The sequence below is a fragment of the Paenibacillus mendelii genome (genome assembly GCF_024498075.1).
Taxonomy (GTDB): Bacteria; Bacillota; Bacilli; order Paenibacillales; family Paenibacillaceae; genus Paenibacillus_Z; species Paenibacillus_Z mendelii.
In genome coordinates, this window is sequence record NZ_JANHOF010000002.1 from 207,694 (window position 1) to 227,246 (window position 19,553).

18 protein-coding genes and 1 riboswitch are annotated in these 19,553 nt (G+C 52.2%); of the genes, 5 read left to right on the forward strand and 13 right to left on the reverse strand.

Translation table 11 applies throughout. The annotated features are described in order from the left end of the window. Positions 1-5: 5 nt before the first annotated feature. On the reverse strand, positions 6-839 hold the full coding sequence (locus tag NNL21_RS08135; protein WP_204817696.1) for a DUF695 domain-containing protein: 834 nt from the start codon (positions 837-839) through the stop codon (positions 6-8). 165 nt (positions 840-1,004) lie between these two features. Further along, positions 1,005-1,409 carry a DoxX family protein gene (locus NNL21_RS08140; RefSeq protein ID WP_204817694.1) on the reverse strand — a complete coding sequence of 135 codons (405 nt, stop codon included), beginning with the start codon at positions 1,407-1,409 and terminating at the stop codon, positions 1,005-1,007. A 171-nt stretch (positions 1,410-1,580) separates the two neighbouring features. Here NNL21_RS08140 and NNL21_RS08145 point away from each other — a divergent pair, with 171 nt between their 5' ends. Continuing rightward, positions 1,581-1,889, forward strand: a complete 309-nt coding sequence (locus NNL21_RS08145; RefSeq protein WP_204817692.1) for a winged helix-turn-helix transcriptional regulator — start codon at positions 1,581-1,583, stop codon at positions 1,887-1,889. Positions 1,890-2,064: 175 nt separating this feature from the next. Here the strand turns inward: NNL21_RS08145 and sdhB are convergent, their stop codons facing one another. From sdhB to NNL21_RS08160, 3 genes are read right to left on the reverse strand one after another with little or no spacing between them, the layout of a single operon-like run. Next, on the reverse strand, positions 2,065-2,829 hold the full coding sequence (gene sdhB, locus NNL21_RS08150) for a succinate dehydrogenase iron-sulfur subunit (RefSeq protein ID WP_204817691.1): 765 nt from the start codon (positions 2,827-2,829) through the stop codon (positions 2,065-2,067). 14 nt (positions 2,830-2,843) lie between these two features. Then, positions 2,844-4,589: a succinate dehydrogenase flavoprotein subunit gene (gene sdhA, locus NNL21_RS08155; RefSeq protein ID WP_204817689.1), complete on the reverse strand. Its 1,746-nt coding sequence runs from the start codon at positions 4,587-4,589 to the stop codon at positions 2,844-2,846. 25 nt (positions 4,590-4,614) lie between these two features. Further along, the gene (locus tag NNL21_RS08160; RefSeq protein WP_204817687.1) at positions 4,615-5,286 is read right to left on the reverse strand and encodes a succinate dehydrogenase cytochrome b558 subunit; all 672 of its coding nucleotides are present in this window, start codon (positions 5,284-5,286) and stop codon (positions 4,615-4,617) included. A 221-nt stretch (positions 5,287-5,507) separates the two neighbouring features. Here NNL21_RS08160 and NNL21_RS08165 point away from each other — a divergent pair, with 221 nt between their 5' ends. After that, positions 5,508-6,401: a LysR family transcriptional regulator gene (locus NNL21_RS08165; RefSeq protein WP_204817686.1), complete on the forward strand. Its 894-nt coding sequence runs from the start codon at positions 5,508-5,510 to the stop codon at positions 6,399-6,401. A gap of 133 nt (positions 6,402-6,534) precedes the next feature. Here NNL21_RS08165 and NNL21_RS08170 read toward each other — a convergent pair whose 3' ends face one another. Further along, positions 6,535-7,197: a potassium channel family protein gene (locus tag NNL21_RS08170; protein ID WP_204817685.1), complete on the reverse strand. Its 663-nt coding sequence runs from the start codon at positions 7,195-7,197 to the stop codon at positions 6,535-6,537. A gap of 20 nt (positions 7,198-7,217) precedes the next feature. Further along, the gene (locus tag NNL21_RS08175) at positions 7,218-8,561 is read right to left on the reverse strand and encodes a TrkH family potassium uptake protein (protein ID WP_256555116.1); all 1,344 of its coding nucleotides are present in this window, start codon (positions 8,559-8,561) and stop codon (positions 7,218-7,220) included. A gap of 86 nt (positions 8,562-8,647) precedes the next feature. Further along, positions 8,648-8,828, reverse strand: a riboswitch (cyclic di-AMP (ydaO/yuaA leader). Positions 8,829-9,072: 244 nt separating this feature from the next. Between NNL21_RS08175 and NNL21_RS08180 the strand changes: the two genes are divergently transcribed. After that, positions 9,073-10,686 (forward strand): CPBP family intramembrane glutamic endopeptidase, encoded by a 1,614-nt coding sequence (locus tag NNL21_RS08180; RefSeq protein WP_204817684.1) that lies wholly within the window; start codon positions 9,073-9,075, stop codon positions 10,684-10,686. Between the two features lie 93 nt (positions 10,687-10,779). On the opposite strand, the gene uvrC is transcribed toward NNL21_RS08180, so the two are convergent. Then, the gene (gene uvrC, locus NNL21_RS08185; protein WP_204817683.1) at positions 10,780-12,753 is read right to left on the reverse strand and encodes an excinuclease ABC subunit UvrC; all 1,974 of its coding nucleotides are present in this window, start codon (positions 12,751-12,753) and stop codon (positions 10,780-10,782) included. A gap of 223 nt (positions 12,754-12,976) precedes the next feature. Between uvrC and NNL21_RS08190 the strand changes: the two genes are divergently transcribed. After that, the gene (locus NNL21_RS08190; RefSeq protein ID WP_204817682.1) at positions 12,977-13,123 is read left to right on the forward strand and encodes a YqzM family protein; all 147 of its coding nucleotides are present in this window, start codon (positions 12,977-12,979) and stop codon (positions 13,121-13,123) included. Between the two features lie 515 nt (positions 13,124-13,638). Next, positions 13,639-14,727 (forward strand): ribosome small subunit-dependent GTPase A, encoded by a 1,089-nt coding sequence (gene rsgA, locus NNL21_RS08195; RefSeq protein WP_204817681.1) that lies wholly within the window; start codon positions 13,639-13,641, stop codon positions 14,725-14,727. 577 nt (positions 14,728-15,304) lie between these two features. Here the strand turns inward: rsgA and NNL21_RS08200 are convergent. From NNL21_RS08200 to NNL21_RS08220, 5 genes are read right to left on the reverse strand one after another with little or no spacing between them, the layout of a single operon-like run. Then, on the reverse strand, positions 15,305-15,520 hold the full coding sequence (locus tag NNL21_RS08200) for a YezD family protein (protein ID WP_204817680.1): 216 nt from the start codon (positions 15,518-15,520) through the stop codon (positions 15,305-15,307). A gap of 30 nt (positions 15,521-15,550) precedes the next feature. After that, positions 15,551-16,615: an ABC transporter ATP-binding protein gene (locus tag NNL21_RS08205; RefSeq protein ID WP_204817678.1), complete on the reverse strand. Its 1,065-nt coding sequence runs from the start codon at positions 16,613-16,615 to the stop codon at positions 15,551-15,553. Further along, entirely contained in the window at positions 16,605-17,507 is a 903-nt protein-coding gene (cysW, locus tag NNL21_RS08210) for a sulfate ABC transporter permease subunit CysW (protein WP_204817677.1), read from the reverse strand. Before cysW ends, NNL21_RS08205 begins: the two co-directional genes overlap by 11 nt. 12 nt (positions 17,508-17,519) lie before the next feature. Next, positions 17,520-18,353, reverse strand: coding sequence for a sulfate ABC transporter permease subunit CysT (gene cysT / locus NNL21_RS08215; RefSeq protein WP_204817676.1), 834 nt, complete (start codon positions 18,351-18,353; stop codon positions 17,520-17,522). A gap of 28 nt (positions 18,354-18,381) precedes the next feature. Continuing rightward, positions 18,382-19,512: a sulfate ABC transporter substrate-binding protein gene (locus NNL21_RS08220; RefSeq protein ID WP_256555117.1), complete on the reverse strand. Its 1,131-nt coding sequence runs from the start codon at positions 19,510-19,512 to the stop codon at positions 18,382-18,384. Positions 19,513-19,553: the final 41 nt, after the last annotated feature.

The following is a 19,553-nucleotide window of genomic DNA, read 5'->3' on the forward strand; positions in this document are numbered from 1 at the left end:
AAATCTTACCGTCGGCATGAGCGTATACGTTTGAGCGATAGTATCATCGCTTCCCTAATTTTGCGGTAACCGGCCTTAAACCGATTGGTGGAAGAAAGCTTCATCGCAGAACCCCAGCCGTCATAACGTGCATCGTAATCAGAGATAAGCCGGTACAGCTCTCGAACCCGTTCGTTAACCGTGTCCAGCAGGACATCGTCATACCGGCTAATAACCAGCGGATACGGATAGCCTGTATCCGGCTCCCCTTCCTTCTCCCGCTCGATCAGATAACCCAATTTCTTGACGGATTGCTCCATCTCCTGCCTGTCCTCCGCCTTCCGAAACAACAGCCAGTGGTATACATGGCGCGGCTGCTTGATATCATCCCCTTTATGAATAAGTGCATAGATCATATGCGCGTTGTGAACATACAGCTCTTCAAGCTCGTCCGGCAGCATATAGCGATAGAAGGACCAATCCGGATCCGGTTTGAGATATTCGGACACACGAAATTCCCAGCTTCCCTCCATCCACTTCCGGAACCGCTCCCCGTCGAAGACATCGTTCTTGCAGTAAAAATAAAATTCGAGTCGGTTCACGGTATTGATCCTGCCTATATAAAGGGCCGAGAAGGTTTCCGAAAGCCATCCCTCCAGCTTCGATTCAAACCGTTCCAGCTGCGCGACCAGCGCTTGCTTCGTTCGCTTATTACGCAGAATTGTATACAGATTCACGGTAATAGACAGCAGATCGCCATATTCCGACAAGGGGGCGCTCCCCTTGTAACCGACATTCACCAGGACGCGCATCTGCTCCGATTCCGTCCGTCGTTCGTAGAAGCCCCAATCGTCTGCCATGATGCACCTCATTGTCATCTATGATTTCGTTTCGCAATTCTATCTTTGTGCAGTTGTGTATCAACCATTATAACGTTTCCAGCCGACAATATACTAACACATTTGCAAGAAAAGCTAAAAACCGTCAAGGTCATTGACCTTGACGGTTACGGATATGGACGTCGGTTAGAACAGCCAGTGATCGAGAGAATAGTCGCCAGCACCCGTGAATGCAACGCCTACCGCGATCGCAATGATGACAAGATTATATTCATATCCGTTCTTCGTTGCCCACAGCCCGTTTGTACCATGGACCTTCGCAATGGCGACAATCATCGGAACGACGATCAGGATGGCGGCAAACCATGTGAACAACCCAAGTGCGAATAGAAGACCGCCTGCGAATTCGCCTCCAGCTGCAGCGATGGCCATTAGCATAGCCGGACGCACCCCCATCGATTGCAGCCATCCAGCTGTTCCTTTGAGCCCTGGACCTTCAAACCATCCCAGCAGCTTCTGAGCGCCGTGCGCGGCGAATAACAAGCCCAGAACCACCCGGATAACCAATAAACCTGCACTTACACTTACCATATCAATTCTCCCCTTTGTTTGTTCATTTGCTTGCTGAAAGTAAGTATACGCCATTAACTAACTTATGTAAAGTACATATATTTACTAAAGTTATGAAGTTTTTTTCATGATCTCTTCCTTTTTAAAATCACGATGTGATACAATAGAATTACCGATAGAGGGGTGATACCAATGGATTATTCCCATATGTGTCCAAAGTACGAGACAGCCGCCGAACTTCTCGGCAAGAAGTGGTCCGGTTTAATCATTCGGGTACTGCTCGGGGGTCCTAAGCGCTTCAAGGAGATTAAAGAACAGATTCCCGATATGAGTGATAAAATGCTGACAGACCGCATGAAGGAGCTGGAGCAATCCCAGATCCTCAAACGCAACGTGTACCCGGAGATGCCTGTCCGGATCGAATATGAGCTTACCGAGAAGGGTCTGGGGCTTGAGCCCGTCATTCAATCCATCCAGGATTGGGGCGAGCAGTGGTGCTAGACTAGACAGCTTGGAGCCCCGTGCGCAGATGTTCATGTCTGTGCACGGGGTTGTTTTCTTTCCGTTTCTCGAGTTTAGCATCGGCTATACGATAAAAAGTCTCCAGCACCTGCTTGCTAACAAGCGGTACTGGAGACTTTTTGAATTGAATTCTATAATCAGCCTCTTGAGCCTCTTACATGCCGAGCCAAGATTTGAACAGCTGTTTGGTTGTATCCTTGTTGATCGCTGCAATGGAGGTTGTCAGCGGAATGCCTTTCGGACACGAGCGCACGCAGTTCTGCGAGTTGCCGCAGCCTTCGATGCCGCCGTCTTCCATCAGCGTTTCGAGACGTTCCTCTTTGTTCATCTCGCCTGTTGGATGGGCGTTGAACAATCGAACCTGTGAGATTGCCGCAGGACCGATGAAGCTGTTCCGGTCATTGACATTCGGGCAGGATTCCAAGCAGACGCCGCACGTCATACACTTGGACAGCTCGTAAGCCCATTGACGCTTCGTCTCAGCCATACGTGGTCCTGGGCCAAGATCATAGGTGCCGTCAATCGGGATCCAAGCCTTCACACGCTTCAGAGCATTAAACATCCGTTCGCGATTGATGACTAGGTCACGTACAACCGGGAACGTACGCATTGGCGCTAGCTTGATCGGCTGCTCCAATTTATCGACAAGCGCACTGCATGCTTGACGCGGTTTTCCATTAATGACCATCGAGCAGGCGCCGCACACTTCTTCGAGGCAGTTGGATTCCCAACATACCGGTGCCGTTGCTTGTCCGTCCTTCGTCTTCGGATTGCGCTGAATTTCCATCAGCGCACTGATTACGTTCATATTCGCACGATAAGGGATTTCAAACTCTTCTGTATAAGACGGCTTATCCGGCGCGTCCTGACGTGTAATGCTGAGTTTGACCGTTTTTGTTGCAACTGTCGTTTCCGCCATCGTTATTCTCCTTTCTACTTATCCTTCGAGTAGTCCCGTTTACGCGGCTTAATCAACGATACATCCACATCTTCATACGAAATTTGCGGACCTTCTGCCGTCCATGTCGCCTTCGTCGTCTTGAGGAATTCTTCATCGTTACGTTCAGGGAAGTCCGGCTTATAGTGCGCGCCGCGGCTTTCGTTACGCATCAAGGCGCCAAGCGTCATGGCCTCGGACAACTCAATCATGTTCCACAGCTGACGCGTGAACGCAACACCCGCATTGTTCCAGCGCGCTGTATCGTTAATGTTGATGTTGTTGTAGCGCTGCTTCAGTTCTTTAATCTTGCCGATCGTTTCTTCCAGCTTCTTGTTGAAGCGGACGACCGTCATGTTGTTCGTCATCCATTCCCCAAGCTCTTTATGAAGCACATAAGCATTCTCGGTGCCGTTCATATTCAAGATGCTTTCGTATTTGTCCGTCTGGCGCTTCTTCTCACGGTCGAACACGGTGGAGGATACATCATCAGCGGATTTTTTCAATCCTTTAATATATTCGACGGCCTTCGGACCGGTAATCATACCGCCGTAAATAGCCGACAGGAGCGAGTTGGCTCCAAGCCGGTTGGCGCCATGATACTGGTATTCGCACTCGCCGCAAGCGAACAACCCAGGAATGTTCGTCATTTGATTGAAGTCGACCCACATGCCGCCCATCGAGTAATGGACTGCCGGGAAAATTTTCATTGGAATTTTACGCGGGTCATCGCCCATGAACTTCTCGTAAATTTCAATGATGCCGCCCAGCTTAACATCGAGCTCCTTCGGATCTTTATGCGACAGATCGAGATAAACCATGTTTTCCCCGTTAATACCGAGCTTCTCGTCTACGCAGACGTGGAAAATTTCACGCGTTGCGATATCGCGCGGAACTAGGTTGCCGTAGGCCGGGTATTTCTCTTCAAGGAAGTACCAAGGCTTGCCGTCCTTATACGTCCATATGCGGCCGCCTTCGCCCCGTGCCGATTCGGACATGAGGCGCAGCTTATCATCGCCCGGGATCGCCGTTGGATGGATTTGGATGAATTCGCCATTCGCATAATGAACACCCTGCTGATAGACGGCACTCGCAGCCGTACCTGTGTTAATAACCGAGTTCGTTGTTTTGCCGAAAATAATGCCAGGACCGCCAGATGCGAGAATAACTGCATCGCCTGATACCGTAAGAACTTCCATAGAACGTAGATCTTGAGCGGATATGCCGCGGCATACGCCGTCATCGTCCAAGATCGCGCCAAGGAACTCATAATGCTCGAATTTCGTTACAAGTCCGGCGGTTTCCCAGCGGCGAACCTGCTCATCGAGCGCATACAAAAGCTGCTGGCCCGTCGTTGCGCCAGCAAATGCTGTACGGTGATACTGCGTACCGCCGAAACGGCGGAAATCGAGCAGACCTTCCGGTGTCCGGTTGAACATAACGCCCATCCGGTCCATCAGGTGAATAATGCCCGGGGCTGCTTCACACATCGCTTTGACTGGAGGCTGGTTAGCCAGGAAGTCGCCGCCATAAACCGTATCATCGAAGTGCTCCCAAGGGGAATCGCCTTCACCCTTCGTATTAACTGCGCCGTTAATGCCGCCTTGCGCACATACGGAGTGGGACCGTTTCACCGGTACGAGCGAGAACAGGTCGACATGCATGCCTGCTTCCGCCGCTTTTATCGTAGCCATCAAGCCGGCAAGTCCGCCGCCGACGACAATCACTTTACTTTTTGCCATATCGATTCGCTCCTTATCTTAAAGCCTAAACGAGATTCGCCCATGCCAGTGCGGCAGAGGCTGTTTCTTTAAACTCGTCGCCGCGGAACGCCCCCAGCGACATCAGGAACATCGCCGTTACAATAACGAAAACGGCCATCCAAATGTAAGACGAGATGCGCTGTGCACGCGGTCCGACCGTAATTCCCCAGCTAACCAGGAACGCCCACATACCATTACTGAAGTGGAACACCGCAGATACAACACCGATAATGTAGAAAATGAAAAATACCGGGTTGTTTGCAATGCCGTTCATCACGCCGCCAAGCTCATCATGTGTTACATTGCCAACCATGACTTGGTAGCGAGTTTGGTACAAATGCCAAACCACGAAGATGAACGTAATAACGCCCGATATGCGCTGCAGCGTAAATGCCCAGTTGCGCCCATATTGGTACTGACCTGTGTTCAAGTTCGATTGATAAGCGATATACAAGCCGTATACGCCGTGGAAGAGCAGCGGCAGCCAGATGCCGAACAGCTCCAAAAAGAAGACAAGCGGCAACCCATTCAAGAAGTTCACGCTGTCTTTAAATCCTTGCGGTCCGCCTTCGACAGCCGCAAAGTTTGTCAGCATATGTTCAACGATGAACAAGCTGAGCGGGATCACTCCGAGAAGGGAGTGAATCTTGCGCGATAAGTACGAATTTCCTTTCATAACATCTGCGTTCTCCTTTCAATACTGTGGATACTTTTTCCGTCACCATTCGTCAAAACACCAAGTTTCATTGTAACCCCGACCCCTGACAGCGTCAACATGAAGCGTGACACATTTTAGCCACACTTCACATCATACTCCTTTTGTGCTTATAATGGAATTGCTTATTATCGATTAAAAGTTATAACCAATATGCATAAGCAGACAAAAGGGGGCGCGAAATGATTCATGAATTGAATGTCTTTGCTGTCGTCGTCGATCAATCCAGCATGAATAAAGCCTCGACGCTGCTCAACCTGTCTCAGCCCGCGCTATCCCGCAAAATCGCGAAACTGGAAGAAGAGCTTGGCGTCGAGCTGTTCCGGCGAATCGGCAAAAGGCTGGAGCTGACGAGGATCGGCCAGCTCACCTATGAATACGCGATCGAGGTTCGTCAGCAGCATCTCCGTTACTTGCAGTTGGTTGCGGAATACAAAGCGGCCGGCCGCACAACGCTAACGATCGGAGCCAGTCTGACGACGCTGCAAACAACGCTGCCCGATATGCTTCAAGCTCTGACGGAACGGAGTCCGGAGCTGGACATTAAAGCCATTACCGGTAAGACTCACGAGATCGTCACACTTGTCCGGGAGAAGAAAGCCGATGTCGGCATCGTTGCCTCCCATATCGACGATCCGCAGCTGACATGCGTACCGCTATTCGACGACCACCTCATTCTCGTATTGCCCCGCAACCATTTCATCATGGATAAGGGCAAGCCGGAAATTCACGATCTGAATGGAATGCCGATGATTCTCTTCTCCAAGGGTACCTGGTATCGCATATTAACGGATGAGTTATTCGAGAAATACCGGCTGCTCCCCGACGTTCGAATGGAAATCGATTCCTTCGAAGCGATTCTGAGGCTGCTGCATACTTGCCGTGCCGGTACCCTGCTGCCAAAATCCTATTTGCGGCCGCAGCTGCTGGCCGATAATGATCTCAGTGTGGTATCGATTCGTGAGCTTGAAGGAACGAAACGGACGACCTCGCTCATTCACGCTGAGCCGGAAAGTCTCAGCCCGACCGTTCGCTTATGGGTCGAGGGGCTCTCAACCTTCTATAAACGTTCTTAGCGATCGTCAAGCAATCCGTGCCGCTGCAACAATAAAGGACAGAAACCGCCATGTATGCGGCCCTGTCCTTTATTGTTGCCATTTTTCACATCTGAATCCGTTTCTCTCATTAAATAGCGTTCATTACCCTCTATTAATGAGAAACGGACTCCTCAAATTGTTCAATCTGATTATTCGTGCCGATAACGACCATGATATCCTTCTCTGCAAGAACATCTGTAGCTGCCGGTGCAATGATGATTCCACTGGGTTTGTTGATTGCCACGATGCTGCAGCCGAAACGCGCACGCGGATTAAGCTCCTGCAGTGATTTGCCGTTCAGGCATCTAGGGACCGCTAATTCCGCGATCGTATATTCTTTGGACAGCTCGATATAATCCAGCAGGTTCGGCGATACAAGCTGATGCGCAACCCGAATCCCCATATCCCGCTCCGGATACACGACCCGATCAACGCCGATTTTCTCCAGCACCCGACCATGCAGCTCGCTCATCGCTTTGGCGACAACCTTCTTAACGCCTAGATCCTTAAGTAGAATGGCGGTTAGAATGCTTGCCTGAATATCGTCGCCGATGGCCACGACCCCGCAATCGAAATTGCGGACGCCGAGCGAACGCAGCACTTCTTCATCGGTGGACTCGGCCACGACGGCATGCGTCAGAATTTGACTCATGTCTTGGACCGCTTCCTCATCCTTGTCAATGCCGAGCACCTCATAATCCAGCTCGATAAGCTCCCTTGCCAAGCTGGAGCCGAAACGTCCCAGCCCAATAATAACAAATTGATTCGTCTTCATTCTCTTCTCTCCTACTTTCCCTATCCAATCGTAATTTTACCTTCCGGATACCGGAACAATTCTTTCTCTGTACGCGGACCTAGCGCATATGCAAGCGTGAGCGGGCCGAGCCGTCCGGTAAACATCATGAATGCGATGACAATCTTGCCGAACATGGTCAGCTCCGGCGTTACCCCGAGCGATAGGCCTACTGTGCCGAATGCCGAGGTTGTTTCGAACAAAATTTTGAGGAAAGCTTGATCCTCCGTGGTCGACAACAGCATCGTGACAAAAATAACAAGGGCGAGCGATAACAGCGTGATCGTCAATGCTTTAAAAATACGCTCGCGTCCCAGCCGCATATTGAACATGACGATATCTTCTTTCCCCCGAATCATCGCGATGACCGCACCGATCAGCGTCGCGAAGGTGGTTGTCTTGATCCCGCCACCCGTCGATCCTGGCGATGCCCCGATAAACATAAGAATAACGATAAAAAACTGGGTGGCTTGCCGGAGCTGGCTCAAGTCAACCGTATTAGGACCGGCTGTCCTTGGAGCTACTGACTGAAAGAAGGAAGCCCATATTTTACCATCCCACCCGAGCGCGCCGAGTGTATGTTCATTCGTAAATTCAAAGACGAAGATGACGATCGTGCCTATAGCCAGCAGCGCTCCGGTCATGGACAGGACCACTTTAGAATGCAAGGACAACCGCTTCTTGTGACGGAACTCAATCACATCCGACATCACGATGAACCCAATGCCTCCCAGAATAATGAGCAGCATGGCGACCATATTAATAACCGGATCATTCACATATTGCGTAAAGCTGACGAACGGCGTCCCGAACTGGCCGAACAAATCGAAGCCCGCATTGTTGAACATCGATATGGCATGCCATATGCCGAAATAGATTGCTTTTCCAAGCGGTAAATCGAAGGACCAGCGGATTGCGAACAGCACGGCTGCTGCCGCTTCAATGGATAAGGAATAAATCATCACTTTCCGGATGAGCCTAATAATCCCTTCCATGCTGCTCTGGTTCATCGCTTCCTGCAGCACGAGCCGTTCCTTCAGGGAAATCCGCTTCCGCAGCATGATGGCAAACAACGTTGACACCGTCATGAAGCCGAGACCGCCGATCTGAATAAGCGTCACAATAATAATTTGTCCTGGAACCGAGTAATGGCTCCCTGTATCCACAGTAACTAAGCCCGTAACGCAAGTAGCCGAGGTAGCCGTAAACACCGCGTCAATGTATGGCGTACTCGTGCCGTCGGCAGAAGCGAACGGCATCGATAGCAGCAAGCCTCCAAGTAATATAATGAGCGCGAAGCCCGTTACGAGAATGCGAGGCGGTGACCAACGGGACAGTTTGTACAAAGAATCAGCCTCCACCCTTTATTTGGATCTAAGTACGGTTTTCGGACACAAAAAAAAGCACTGGACGCCCAATGCTGTTTGCGATGAGTCCTGTTCCATACAGCCTACGAGGTTAGCTGACGGATTCGGGCCTGGAAAGGCAGCCCTATTCGCATCCGCGCCTGTGACGCAGCTGCAAAATTCACCCCTTGTAACCCTTCGCTGGCAGCGATGCTGGGTTACAATATGGTTCCCCCGTTTTCGTTAGAAATTCGGCTGAGCTATTCAATTCGTTCCCATTATAAGGTCCGGCATAAAAAACACCAAACGGAAAACATACAGAAAAAGAACCGAATAGCGCCAAATTGACGTAGTGAATAGGGCAAATCGAAGCCATGCGAGTTTTCTTAATCGATTATCTCGTCCGCATCGCGAAATAAGCGGTTACATGGATATTTTCTGCATAGAATGATATGGTACAAGTATATTTTTTGCTTCTTGTGCCGATCCATACAGTCGAAGAGGTGAGCTCATGTATCTAACTGACACACAGCCCAATTGGAAAAGGTATGCTTGGTTTGCCGCAGTATGCGCCGTAATCTATCTGGTGGTGCAAATCGTTCCCGTGACCGCCGATGCATTCTTTGGCACAAGCAGCGAGCAGGTCATCAAGAAGAGCGCTGCGGAGCACGCCGCCGCGGAATTTGCGCAGAGCCAGTTCAATCAGGTACCGGAGAATACGCATGCGGTACATCAATCGAACAGTCTGCTGTATGGCTATTTATCCAAACAAAAGCGGTTAAGCGATTATGAGAAGCGCTATGGTGCCAAATTCCCGACAGATACGTACCAGGTATCGGCCAGCATGCCTGATGGAAGCACCATGTTTATTTATGTCCATATGGAGAACGGAGCTGTCGTCGCATGGAACCGCAAGGACGGAGAGAAGAAGCCGGGTTCTTCCTTCGAGAAGCGGGTGGATGCCGCAGTTGCCTTTGCCGTCAGTCAAGGATTTGCTAAAGAAGCGATTCAAGCCGACAAGAAGCCGCTTACCGATGGTACGGTTCAATTGTACATAAGCGGTCAGGACATCGATGAGGCCAAGCTGAGACTATCTATCCGCACGGAGGAACTGTCCGGCGGCCAAACGGTTATCACAGGCTATAAACCCGCGTTCGTCGTACCCGCTCATTATGAGTCCTACGTGAACGAACAATCCAAACTCGCGTCCAAGCTCTCGCTGATCGGCAGCATTCTCCTATCGATCGTCCTATTTGTACTTGCCATTGTGTATGGCGCTTTATACCGCCGGCATACCTCCTTTTTTCGGGGCCTGACATTGACCGGTATATTTCTCGCGTTTTATTTGGTTAATAATATCAACATGACCGACGGACTCATCGCCAGCTTCGGGGAAGACCCGAATGCTTCCGAGTTCGCAGTCATAGCGATCGCCCTTACCTGTATCGTCACCGTCGTCATGGCTGCGGCGGTCTACTTCTCGCTTGTCGCCGGCGACGGATTATGGCGCTCCATGGGCCGTAATTTATGGCCGCGCATGGGGGAGCCAGGTTACGGGACGCATGTCTGGCGCAGCATGTGGCTAGGTTACTTGATCGCCCTCATTCTGCTCGGCGCTCAAACGGTCATCCTGCTTGTCATCGAGAAAGCATCAGGCGCATGGTCGACGACGGACGTCACCCAGTCCCCTTATAATTTCGCCGCACCCTGGCTGTTTCCGCTGCTCGCCTGGTGTGCTGCCATTTCGGAGGAGGCCGTATACCGTTTCTTCGGCATCGGTATTTTGAAACGCTGGATCCGCAATACGTTCGTTGCTTCACTCATTCCATCCGTCATTTGGGCTCTGGGCCATGTGACCTACCCGATCTTTCCCGCGACAACGCGGCTATTCGAGCTTACGATAATCGGTCTTGCTTTCAGCTACGTGTTTCTGCGCTACGGTCTAATCACGGTCATCTTCGCGCATGCGATATTCAACAGCATCATGATGGCCATATCCCTCCTGTTCATGGGATCGGCGTTTAATATCCTCATGGGTATCATCTACATCGTTCTGCCCATCCCGATTGCGATCTTGATCCGCTATAGGCATAATAGGGCGCCTGTTCGCGAGATCAAGATGTAGCACTCAGCTATTGTGCATAAGCTGAATGTATAAGCCCTCCAGCGTATGAAAGGCGCAGTGCGCATGGGCAAAGAAAAGAAGGAAGAACCGGTTTTACGGTTCTTCCTTCAGCGCTTCAAGTATTTGAGCGGCGAGCTTCTCGCCAATCGACAGAGGCCGGAAATCCTCGATTTCGGCTTCTTTTATTTTTTTGATGGAGCCAAAGTGCTTCAGCAGCAGCTTACGTCGCTTCTCGCCGATTCCGGGAATCGCGTCCAATCGGGATGCAATCATCGACTTGCCCCTCTGCTCGCGGTGGAATGTGATCGCGAATCGATGCACCTCATCCTGGATCCGCTGCAGCAAGTAAAATTCCTGGCTATCCCTGGCCAGCGGAATGATGACCGGCGGATCGCCGCACATCAGCTGCGCGGTCTTATGCTTGGCATCCTTCACGATCCCGCATACCGTAACGTTAAGCCCCAGCTCATTCTCCAGCACGTCCAGCGCTGCCGATATCTGACCCCGCCCTCCGTCCACGACAATGAGGTCAGGCAGCTGCAGCCCTTCCTTCATCACACGCTCGTAACGTCGGCGGATGACCTCGCGCATCGTCTCGTAATCATCCGGACCTTGTACGGTTCGCACCTTATACTTCCGGTATTCCTTCTTGTCCGGCTTCCCATCGGTGAAGACAACCATCGCAGATACCGGGTCCGTGCCCTGTATATTCGAATTATCGAATGCTTCGATCCGGCGGATACCCGGCATCCCGAGAGCTTGCGCAAGTCCCTCCGAAGCCTTGGAGGTCCGCTGTTCATCCCGTTCGATGAGCTGGAACTTCTCACCGAGCGTCACCTTCGCATTGTCCACCGCCATGGCTACAACATCCTTCTTCCGGCCGCGCTGAGGCATGAACACCTTCACCTTCAGCCATTTCTGCAGCGATGAACGTATTTCATCTCCAGCCGAGCCGGGAGCCGCTTCGCCATCATCCGTCTCGTCTACGTTCAGCTCATCCTGACTACTCGGTTCAGCAGGAACCTGAACCGCTTCAAAGGCTTCAGCGGCTTGCGGCCGTTCTTCTCTCGCTTGCTCGCCGGCTTCTTCCGGTGCCGCGGGAAGCAGAATCTCCTTCGGCAGCGCTGGATTATCGCTGTAGTATTGCGTGACGAACGTCATGAAATCGTCGTATGCTTCCCCGTAGTACGGAAACATCGTCGCACGGCGCTCGATCAATTTCCCTTTGCGCATGTACATGATTTGCACACACATCCAGCCTTTGTCCACGGCAAATCCGAAGACATCGCGGTCCATTGCGTCCGTGAGCGTTATTTTTTGTTTCTCCATCACCGCATCGATCGCGAGCAGTTGATCTCGGAATTCTTTGGCCCGCTCAAATTCCAGCGCTTCCGCTGCGGCTTCCATTTTCCCTTGAAGCGTCCGTTTGACTTCCTCATGCCCCCCATTTAGAAAACGGGTAATTTCATGCACCATCGCTTCGTAGGTGCCTGGTTCCACTTCAAATTCACAAGGCGCTACACATTGACCCAGATGATAGTACAGGCAAACCTTGTCCGGCAGTGTGTTGCATTTGCGCAGCGGATAGAGCCGGTCGAGCAGCTTCTTCGTCTGCTGTGCCGCAAACGCATTCGGATAGGGACCGAAATATTTGCCTTTGTCCTTTACGATCCGCCTTGTCACCTCTAGCTTCGGATGCTTCTCGCTTGTAATTTTGATATATGGAAACGTCTTATCGTCCTTAAGGAGCACATTGTAACGCGGGTGATATTGCTTGATCAGATTGCACTCCAGAATGAGTGCCTCCATGTTGCTCGATGTGACGATATATTCGAAATCACGAATTTCCGATACTAGACGCTGTGTTTTTCCGTTATGGCTGCCATTGAAGTACGAGCGCACGCGATTCTTCAGAACCTTCGCTTTCCCTACGTAAATAATGGTGCCTTCCCCGTTCTTCATCAGATAACAGCCCGATTGATCGGGAAGCAGCGCGAGCTTGTTGCGAATTCGCTCCGAAGCCTGTTTACGCTCTTCCTCCAAGCCCGTTACTTGGCTTTCCTCCATCCGTCTCCCCCTCCTAAAGCGAAACGCATTCATGTGCAATAACTCGGTTATAGTCACTCTTCTTATTGTAACATAGCGAACCCCTGTTTGCGTAATGGAGAGTAATGACTTGCCTAAAGGCATGAAGTTGCCTCACAATTGTCACGAACGGCGGCTTTACATTTATTCGGATTGTTGGGTATACTAAGGGGAACAAACGTCGCCCGAGGAGGAAATTGTACACATGGAGAATGTTAGAGACCCGCGCGAGCACGTAAACGAAGAACCCCGCAACGATTTTTTTGACGTTGCCATCGGTTTTGGCGGTTTCTTCGGGGTCATGTTCGTCGTGTTCGCCGCAGCGGTAATCGTGAAATTCATCATTTCATAATGAATTTGAGAACGAAGCTTCGATCGCTCATCCGATCGGGGCTTTTTTTCGTGGTCTCTTGGCCCGGGTTGACAAACACCGGTCTGAGGCATACAATAAGCCGTACAGAATATGGAAGGAGGCTGATGTAGATATGTACAACGACACAATTGCAGGTTCCGTAACGTCAATTGCATACGCAGCGGTCTCTCCCGGAATGGTCGTCATAGCCGGATAAGCACGATTCGAATGTGTGTCACACCGTGGTACACGTTCGAAAGTCTTTCCAGCATCGCCATAGCCGCAAGAAACCGCATAGGTTTCTTGCGGCTATTTTATTTGTGCAGCCCGCATCTCCTGATCTGCCTGTCCCTCGCTTTAAGTGACATGCAGATCAGGATGTGTCCGGCGCACCGTTTAGGGTACTCTCGTTCCAACGAGTGACGCTAGGCAATAAAACCGCAGGGAATCTCCCTGCGGTTTTTTATTGTCTAGTCCTAACCCACAAACCTAAAAAAGAGGAGCACACCCTATCCATGACATTATTCAAGCATGACAAGCAAGACCGGTTAACCGTTTACGGCTGGAGCGCCCAGCGGGAAGAAGAGATGAGCAAATACGAGGAATACGAGCCGGCGCGCGTCGTCGCCCAGTATTCTAATCTATACCGGATCGTTACCGGTACCGGCGAGTTTACCGCCGAGGTATCCGGCAGGTTCCAGTTCGAGGCAGCGGCACGCAGCGATTACCCCGCAGTTGGCGATTGGTTGGCCGTTCGGGAGCTGCCTGGGGAAACCCGGGCCATCATTCATGCGGTGCTGCCCCGCCGCTCGGCCATGATCCGCAAAGCCGCCGGCCCGACCGTTGCCGATCAGGTCATCGGCACCAACATTGATGTGCTGTTTATCGTCAATGCGCTCAACGACGATTTTAATTTACGCAAAATCGAGCGGTTCCTTGTTGCAGCCTGGGACAGTGGCGCCATGCCCGTCGTTCTTCTGACGAAATCCGATTTATGCGACGAAACCGCCGACCGGATCGCAGCCGTAGAAGCAGTCGCGCCCGGTGTTCCTGTCCATGCCGTCAGCGCCCTTCAAGGGGAAGGCGTCGAAGCGCTCGCCTCGTATATGCGGCCAGGCTGCACCATTGCCGTGACCGGCTCATCGGGCGTTGGGAAATCCACGCTGCTGAACCGGTTGGCAGGCGAGGAGCTTCAACAGGTTCAAGGCATCCGGGAGGATGACGCCAGAGGCCGCCATACGACAACCCATCGTGAGCTGTTCCCGCTCCCTAACGGGGCATTGATGATGGATACGCCAGGGATGCGTGAGCTGCAGCTATGGGAGTCTGAAGAGGGACACGAGGAGGCCTTCGCCGATATTGAGGAGATTGCCCTCTCCTGCCGCTTCCGAGACTGCCAGCATGAATCGGAGCTCGGCTGCGCCGTCAAGGAGGCGATTCAAGATGGCTCGCTCGATTCACGCCGTCTGGAAAGCTACCGCAAGACTGGCCGCGAGCTCGCCCATCAAGCCCGCAAGGAGAAGGCCGTCAGCCAGCGGCTGAAGAAAAACGCTGGGAAGAGGCTTCCCTCTGCAGCTCGTCAAGCCCGCTCGGCGGAGGATTGAAAGCTCCTCGTACGCTGTAACGGTACAAATCGGCGTTACTGCCATCCGCGATACCCATTCACCTTGCTGTAACGCCGCTTTTGGGTTTTACAGCGGCTGGTCTGCTTCGGTGGGCGAGTGAGCGGACGCTGTAACGGTACAAATCGGCGTTACAGAACTCCGAGATCCCCATTCACCTTGCTGTAACGCCGCTTTTGGGTTTTACAGCGGCTGGTCTGCTTCGGCGGGTGAGTGAGCGGACGCTGTAACGGTACAAATCGGCGTTACAGAACTCCGAGATGCCGTTTTTGGGATTTACAGTGGCTGGTCGGCTTCGGCGGGCGAGTGAGCGGACGCTGTAACGGTACAAATCGGCGTTACAGAACTCCGCGATCCCCATTCACCTTGCTGTAACGCCGCTTTTGGGATTTACAGCGGCTACTGACCGCGCCCAAGCTGCAGCCTGACCCAATGTCGGGCGGCTGTCAAAGCGCCAGTCAAACACGACAAATAGCGTCCCCCTCCACTCGTTCAATCCGAGTTGTGGGGGACGCTATTTGTCCGGGCGCTGTATGGTTACGACGCAGCGACGGGCTGTCTATCCTTTAACAGCTCTGAGCTTGTCTCCGTTTGCTTGCGCCTGATCCTGCTGTTGTTTGCTGCTTGCGGCATCAAATCGTTTGCGTTCGGTGCGGTCAATCTGTACGACCCGACCGTCATGAACGGTAATTAACACCGACCCGTACTCCAGTCCGTTGACCTGCCCGGCAATACGCTCCAGCCATTCTTGATCCAGCAACAAAGGCTTAGCCATAAACTATCTCCTCCAATCAGATTGAATACATCAAATATGGACGGGCAGCGGATCCACCTTCAGTGGATTCTCCAGCATAACAGCAGACTGATCGGTAATATGATATAGGCGATGAATAAGAACATACACTTCTTCTCCCGGCTTCAGCGGCTCTTGATCCAAAGACCGGTAGGCCGACACCCGGTTATCCCCTACCTGTACATCAAGCTCCAGATGCGCCCCTCGGAAAAACACATGGCGGATCGTTCCTTTGGCTGCTGCTGACGGATAGGCAATCTCCCGCTCCCGGCCAACCTCGACGAACTCCGGACGGATGATGGCTCTTCCTCCGTTCAATTCAGCCCTATGCTCGAAGCCCCGAAGAAGCTGAGGCTTCTCAATCACGCTGGAATGCCCAATGAAGCTTGCGACGAAAGCGGTCTGCGGCGCCGTATACACCGCAAGTGGAGGTCCCTGCTGCTCTAGACGGCCCTGCTGCACGATCAGCATCTCATCGGCTACTTCAACAGCTTCGTCCTGGTCATGAGTGACGAAAACCGATGTGATGCCGATGGTTGCAATCAATTGCTTCAGCCACGTGCGCAGCTCCTTGCGTACCTTGGCATCAATGGCCGCGAACGGTTCATCCAGCAGCAGCAGCTCCGGACGCGGAGCAAGAGCCCTGGCAAACGCGACCCGCTGCCTTTGCCCGCCCGACAGCTGGTGCGGATATCGGCGTTCGAATCCCCGGAGTCCGGTCAGATCGAGCAGCTCCTCGACTCTGGCCGTTATTTCTTTCTTGTCCGCTTTCCGTATGGTAAGCCCGAATGCAATATTGTCATACACATTCATATGCTTGAACAAAGCGTAGTTTTGAAAGACGAATCCGATTCCCCGCTGCTGCGGAGGCACGTCGTTCACCCGCTTGCCGTTGATATAAACATCACCGCTGTCCGGACTCTCCAGCCCGGCCAGTATTCGTAGCAGCGTCGATTTTCCTCCGCCGCTCGGTCCGAGCAGTCCAATAAGCTTGCCCCGCTCGATACCGAAGCTAACATCCGATACCGCCTTATGCGTCCCGAATGTCTTGGAAACATGCTTGACCTCAATGTGCATGCTGCTCACCGCTCCTTTCCCCATCCGGCTCGCGCTGAGCCGTTTTCCATTCTACGAAGGTTTTGACGACGAGTGTCAATACGGCTAACAGTACGAGCAGCGACGCAACGGCAAACGATGCGGAGAATTGATATTCGTTATACAAAATTTCAACATGAAGCGGCAGCGTATTCGTCTCCCCGCGAATATGGCCGGACACAACGGAAACCGCACCGAATTCCCCCATCGCTCTGGCGTTGCACAAGATGATGCCGTACAGCAGCCCCCACTTGATATTAGGCAGGGTGACGCGCCAAAAGATTTGCCATCCCTTAGCGCCAAGGCTCGCGGCCGCTTCCTCTTCTTGAATGCCCTGCGCCTGCATCAGCGGCAGCAATTCACGGGCTACGAACGGGAAGGTGACGAATGTCGTGGCGAGCACGATGCCCGGGAGCGCGAACATGATTTGGATGTTATGGTCATCCAGCCAAGGACCGAACCAGCCTTGAGCACCGAACATTAATATGAAGATGAGACCGGCTATGACGGGCGATACCGCAAAAGGCAGATCGATTAGCGTGATGAGCAGGTTTTTCCCGCGAAAGCGGAATTTGCTTATCGCCCAAGCAGCCGCGACACCGAATATCGTATTAAGCGGTACCGCGATTAAGGCGGTGAGGAGCGTCAGCTTCAACGCGGATACCGCATCCGGATCTGTAATCGAAGCCACATACACGTCCGCACCCCTCTTGAACGCCTCCACGAAGACGGATGCGAGTGGAAGGACAACGATCAAACCAAGAAACAACAGCGCCACGACGGTCAGCACGACGCGGACGACTGGCGATTCATTCGTATGCTTCGGACGGATCGATGCCTTATCGGACAAATGAGTGGTTATAGCTCCTGCCATTGCAGCCGCCTCCTATTCCGTCGTGGCGCGACGGTTGCTGCGCCATTGGAAGTAATTAATGATGAACAGCATCAGGAAGGACGCCGTTAGCATGACAAGTGCGATTGCCGTGGCACCGGCATAATCGTACTGCTCCAGCTTCGTCATAATAAGAAGCGGCGTTATTTCCGTCTTGAGCGGCATGTTACCCGAGATAAAGACGACGGAGCCATACTCTCCGATTCCCCTGGCGAAAGCTAGAGCGAAGCCGGTTAATAAGGAGGGGATGAGCTGCGGAAGAATGACTTTGCGGAATGTCACCCACCGATAGGCTCCGAGCATAACCGCCGCTTCCTCCGTTTCGTTGTCCAGCTCTTGAAGAACGGGCTGCACGGTGCGGACCACGAAGGGAAGTCCGATGAAGATCAAGGCAATCGTGATGCCAATGGGCGTAAAAGCCACCTTAATGCCAAGCGGCACCAGCAGCGAGCCGATCCAGCCGTTGGGCGCATAGATCGCAGTCAGGGCAATGCCCGCTACTGCAGTCGGCAGCGCAAACGGCAGATCGACTAGACTGTCGACAAGCTTCTTGCCGGGGAAGCGATACCTCACCAGTACCCATGCAACCAGCAGACCGAACACCAGGTTGGCCAGCGCTGCCGACAAAGCCGTTATCAAGCTAACGCGGTACGAGGCGAGGACGCGTGCATTCGTGACCGTGTTCCAGAATTGATCCCAAGTGAGACCGGTGGTTTTGATAAACACACCGGCAAGCGGAATCAAGACCATAATGCTTAAGTAAAATATCGTGAAGCCTAGAGATAATCCGAAGCCAGGAAGTACGCTGCGAGCTTTGGAACCTTTCATGTGAAGTCAGCTCCCGTCCACATCCAGATTATGAGCCTGGCGTATAAATTTGATCAAATACGCCGCCATCTGCAAAGTGTTTGGACTGTGCTTCCTTCCAGCTTCCAAAATCCTTATCAATCGTAAGCAAATCAAGCTGCGGGAACCGATCCTTGAATTGTTCCGCCACGGAAGCCAGCTGTGGACGATAGTAATTTTCCGCTACGAGCTTCTGCGCTTCCTCCGTGTAGAGGTAGTTGAGATACGCTTCCGCTACTTCCCGCGTCCCCTTGCTGTCAGTCACTTTATCGACTACAGCTACCGGCGGTTCTGCCAATATACTAATCGAAGGATACACGATTTCGAATTTATCCTTGCCCAGCTCGTTGACCGACAAATAGGCTTCGTTCTCCCATGCCAGCAGCACGTCACCCAAACCGCGTTCGACGAACGTTGTTGTCGATCCGCGTGCACCCGAGTCCAGAACCGGTACATGCTTGAAGAGCTCCGCGACGAATTCCTTCGCCTTGTTCTCGTCCCCGCCGTTCTGCTTCAGGGCATATCCCCATGCGGCAAGATAGTTCCATCTCGCGCCGCCGCTCGTCTTCGGATTCGGCGTGATGACTTCCACATCGTCTTTAATCAAATCGTTCCAATCTTTAATGCCCTTCGGATTTCCTTTGCGCACCAGAAGTACGATTGTCGACGTATATGGCGAGCTGTTGCTCTCAAATTTCTTCTGCCAATCGGTGTTGATGAACCCCTTCTCTGCAATGGCATCAATGTCGTAACCAAGCGCGAGCGTCACCACATCGGCCTTTAATCCATCGATGACAGCACGGCTTTGCTTGCCGGAACCGCCATGAGATTGTTTAATCGTAACGGCTTGGTTCTTTTCTTTCTTCCAGTAATCGGCGAACAAGGTATTGTAAGCTTCGTATAGCTCGCGGGTCGGATCATAGGATACGTTGAGCAGCTCTACAGCTGGTTTCTGCGTCTCTTTAGATGTATTGCCAGCGGCTTCATTGCCGGCTGTTTCATTTGTTGCTTTCCCTGCATCATTGTTTGTAGCTTTGCCGCTGCCATTGGTGCTGCCGCAGCCGGCAAGCACGATCGCGAATACGGCAAGGACCAGGAATGAACGGAATGAGAACATGGTTTTCTTAGTCAAATTTGACATATAAAAAAGCTCCCCTCATCATCTTGAACAGATTAATGAAT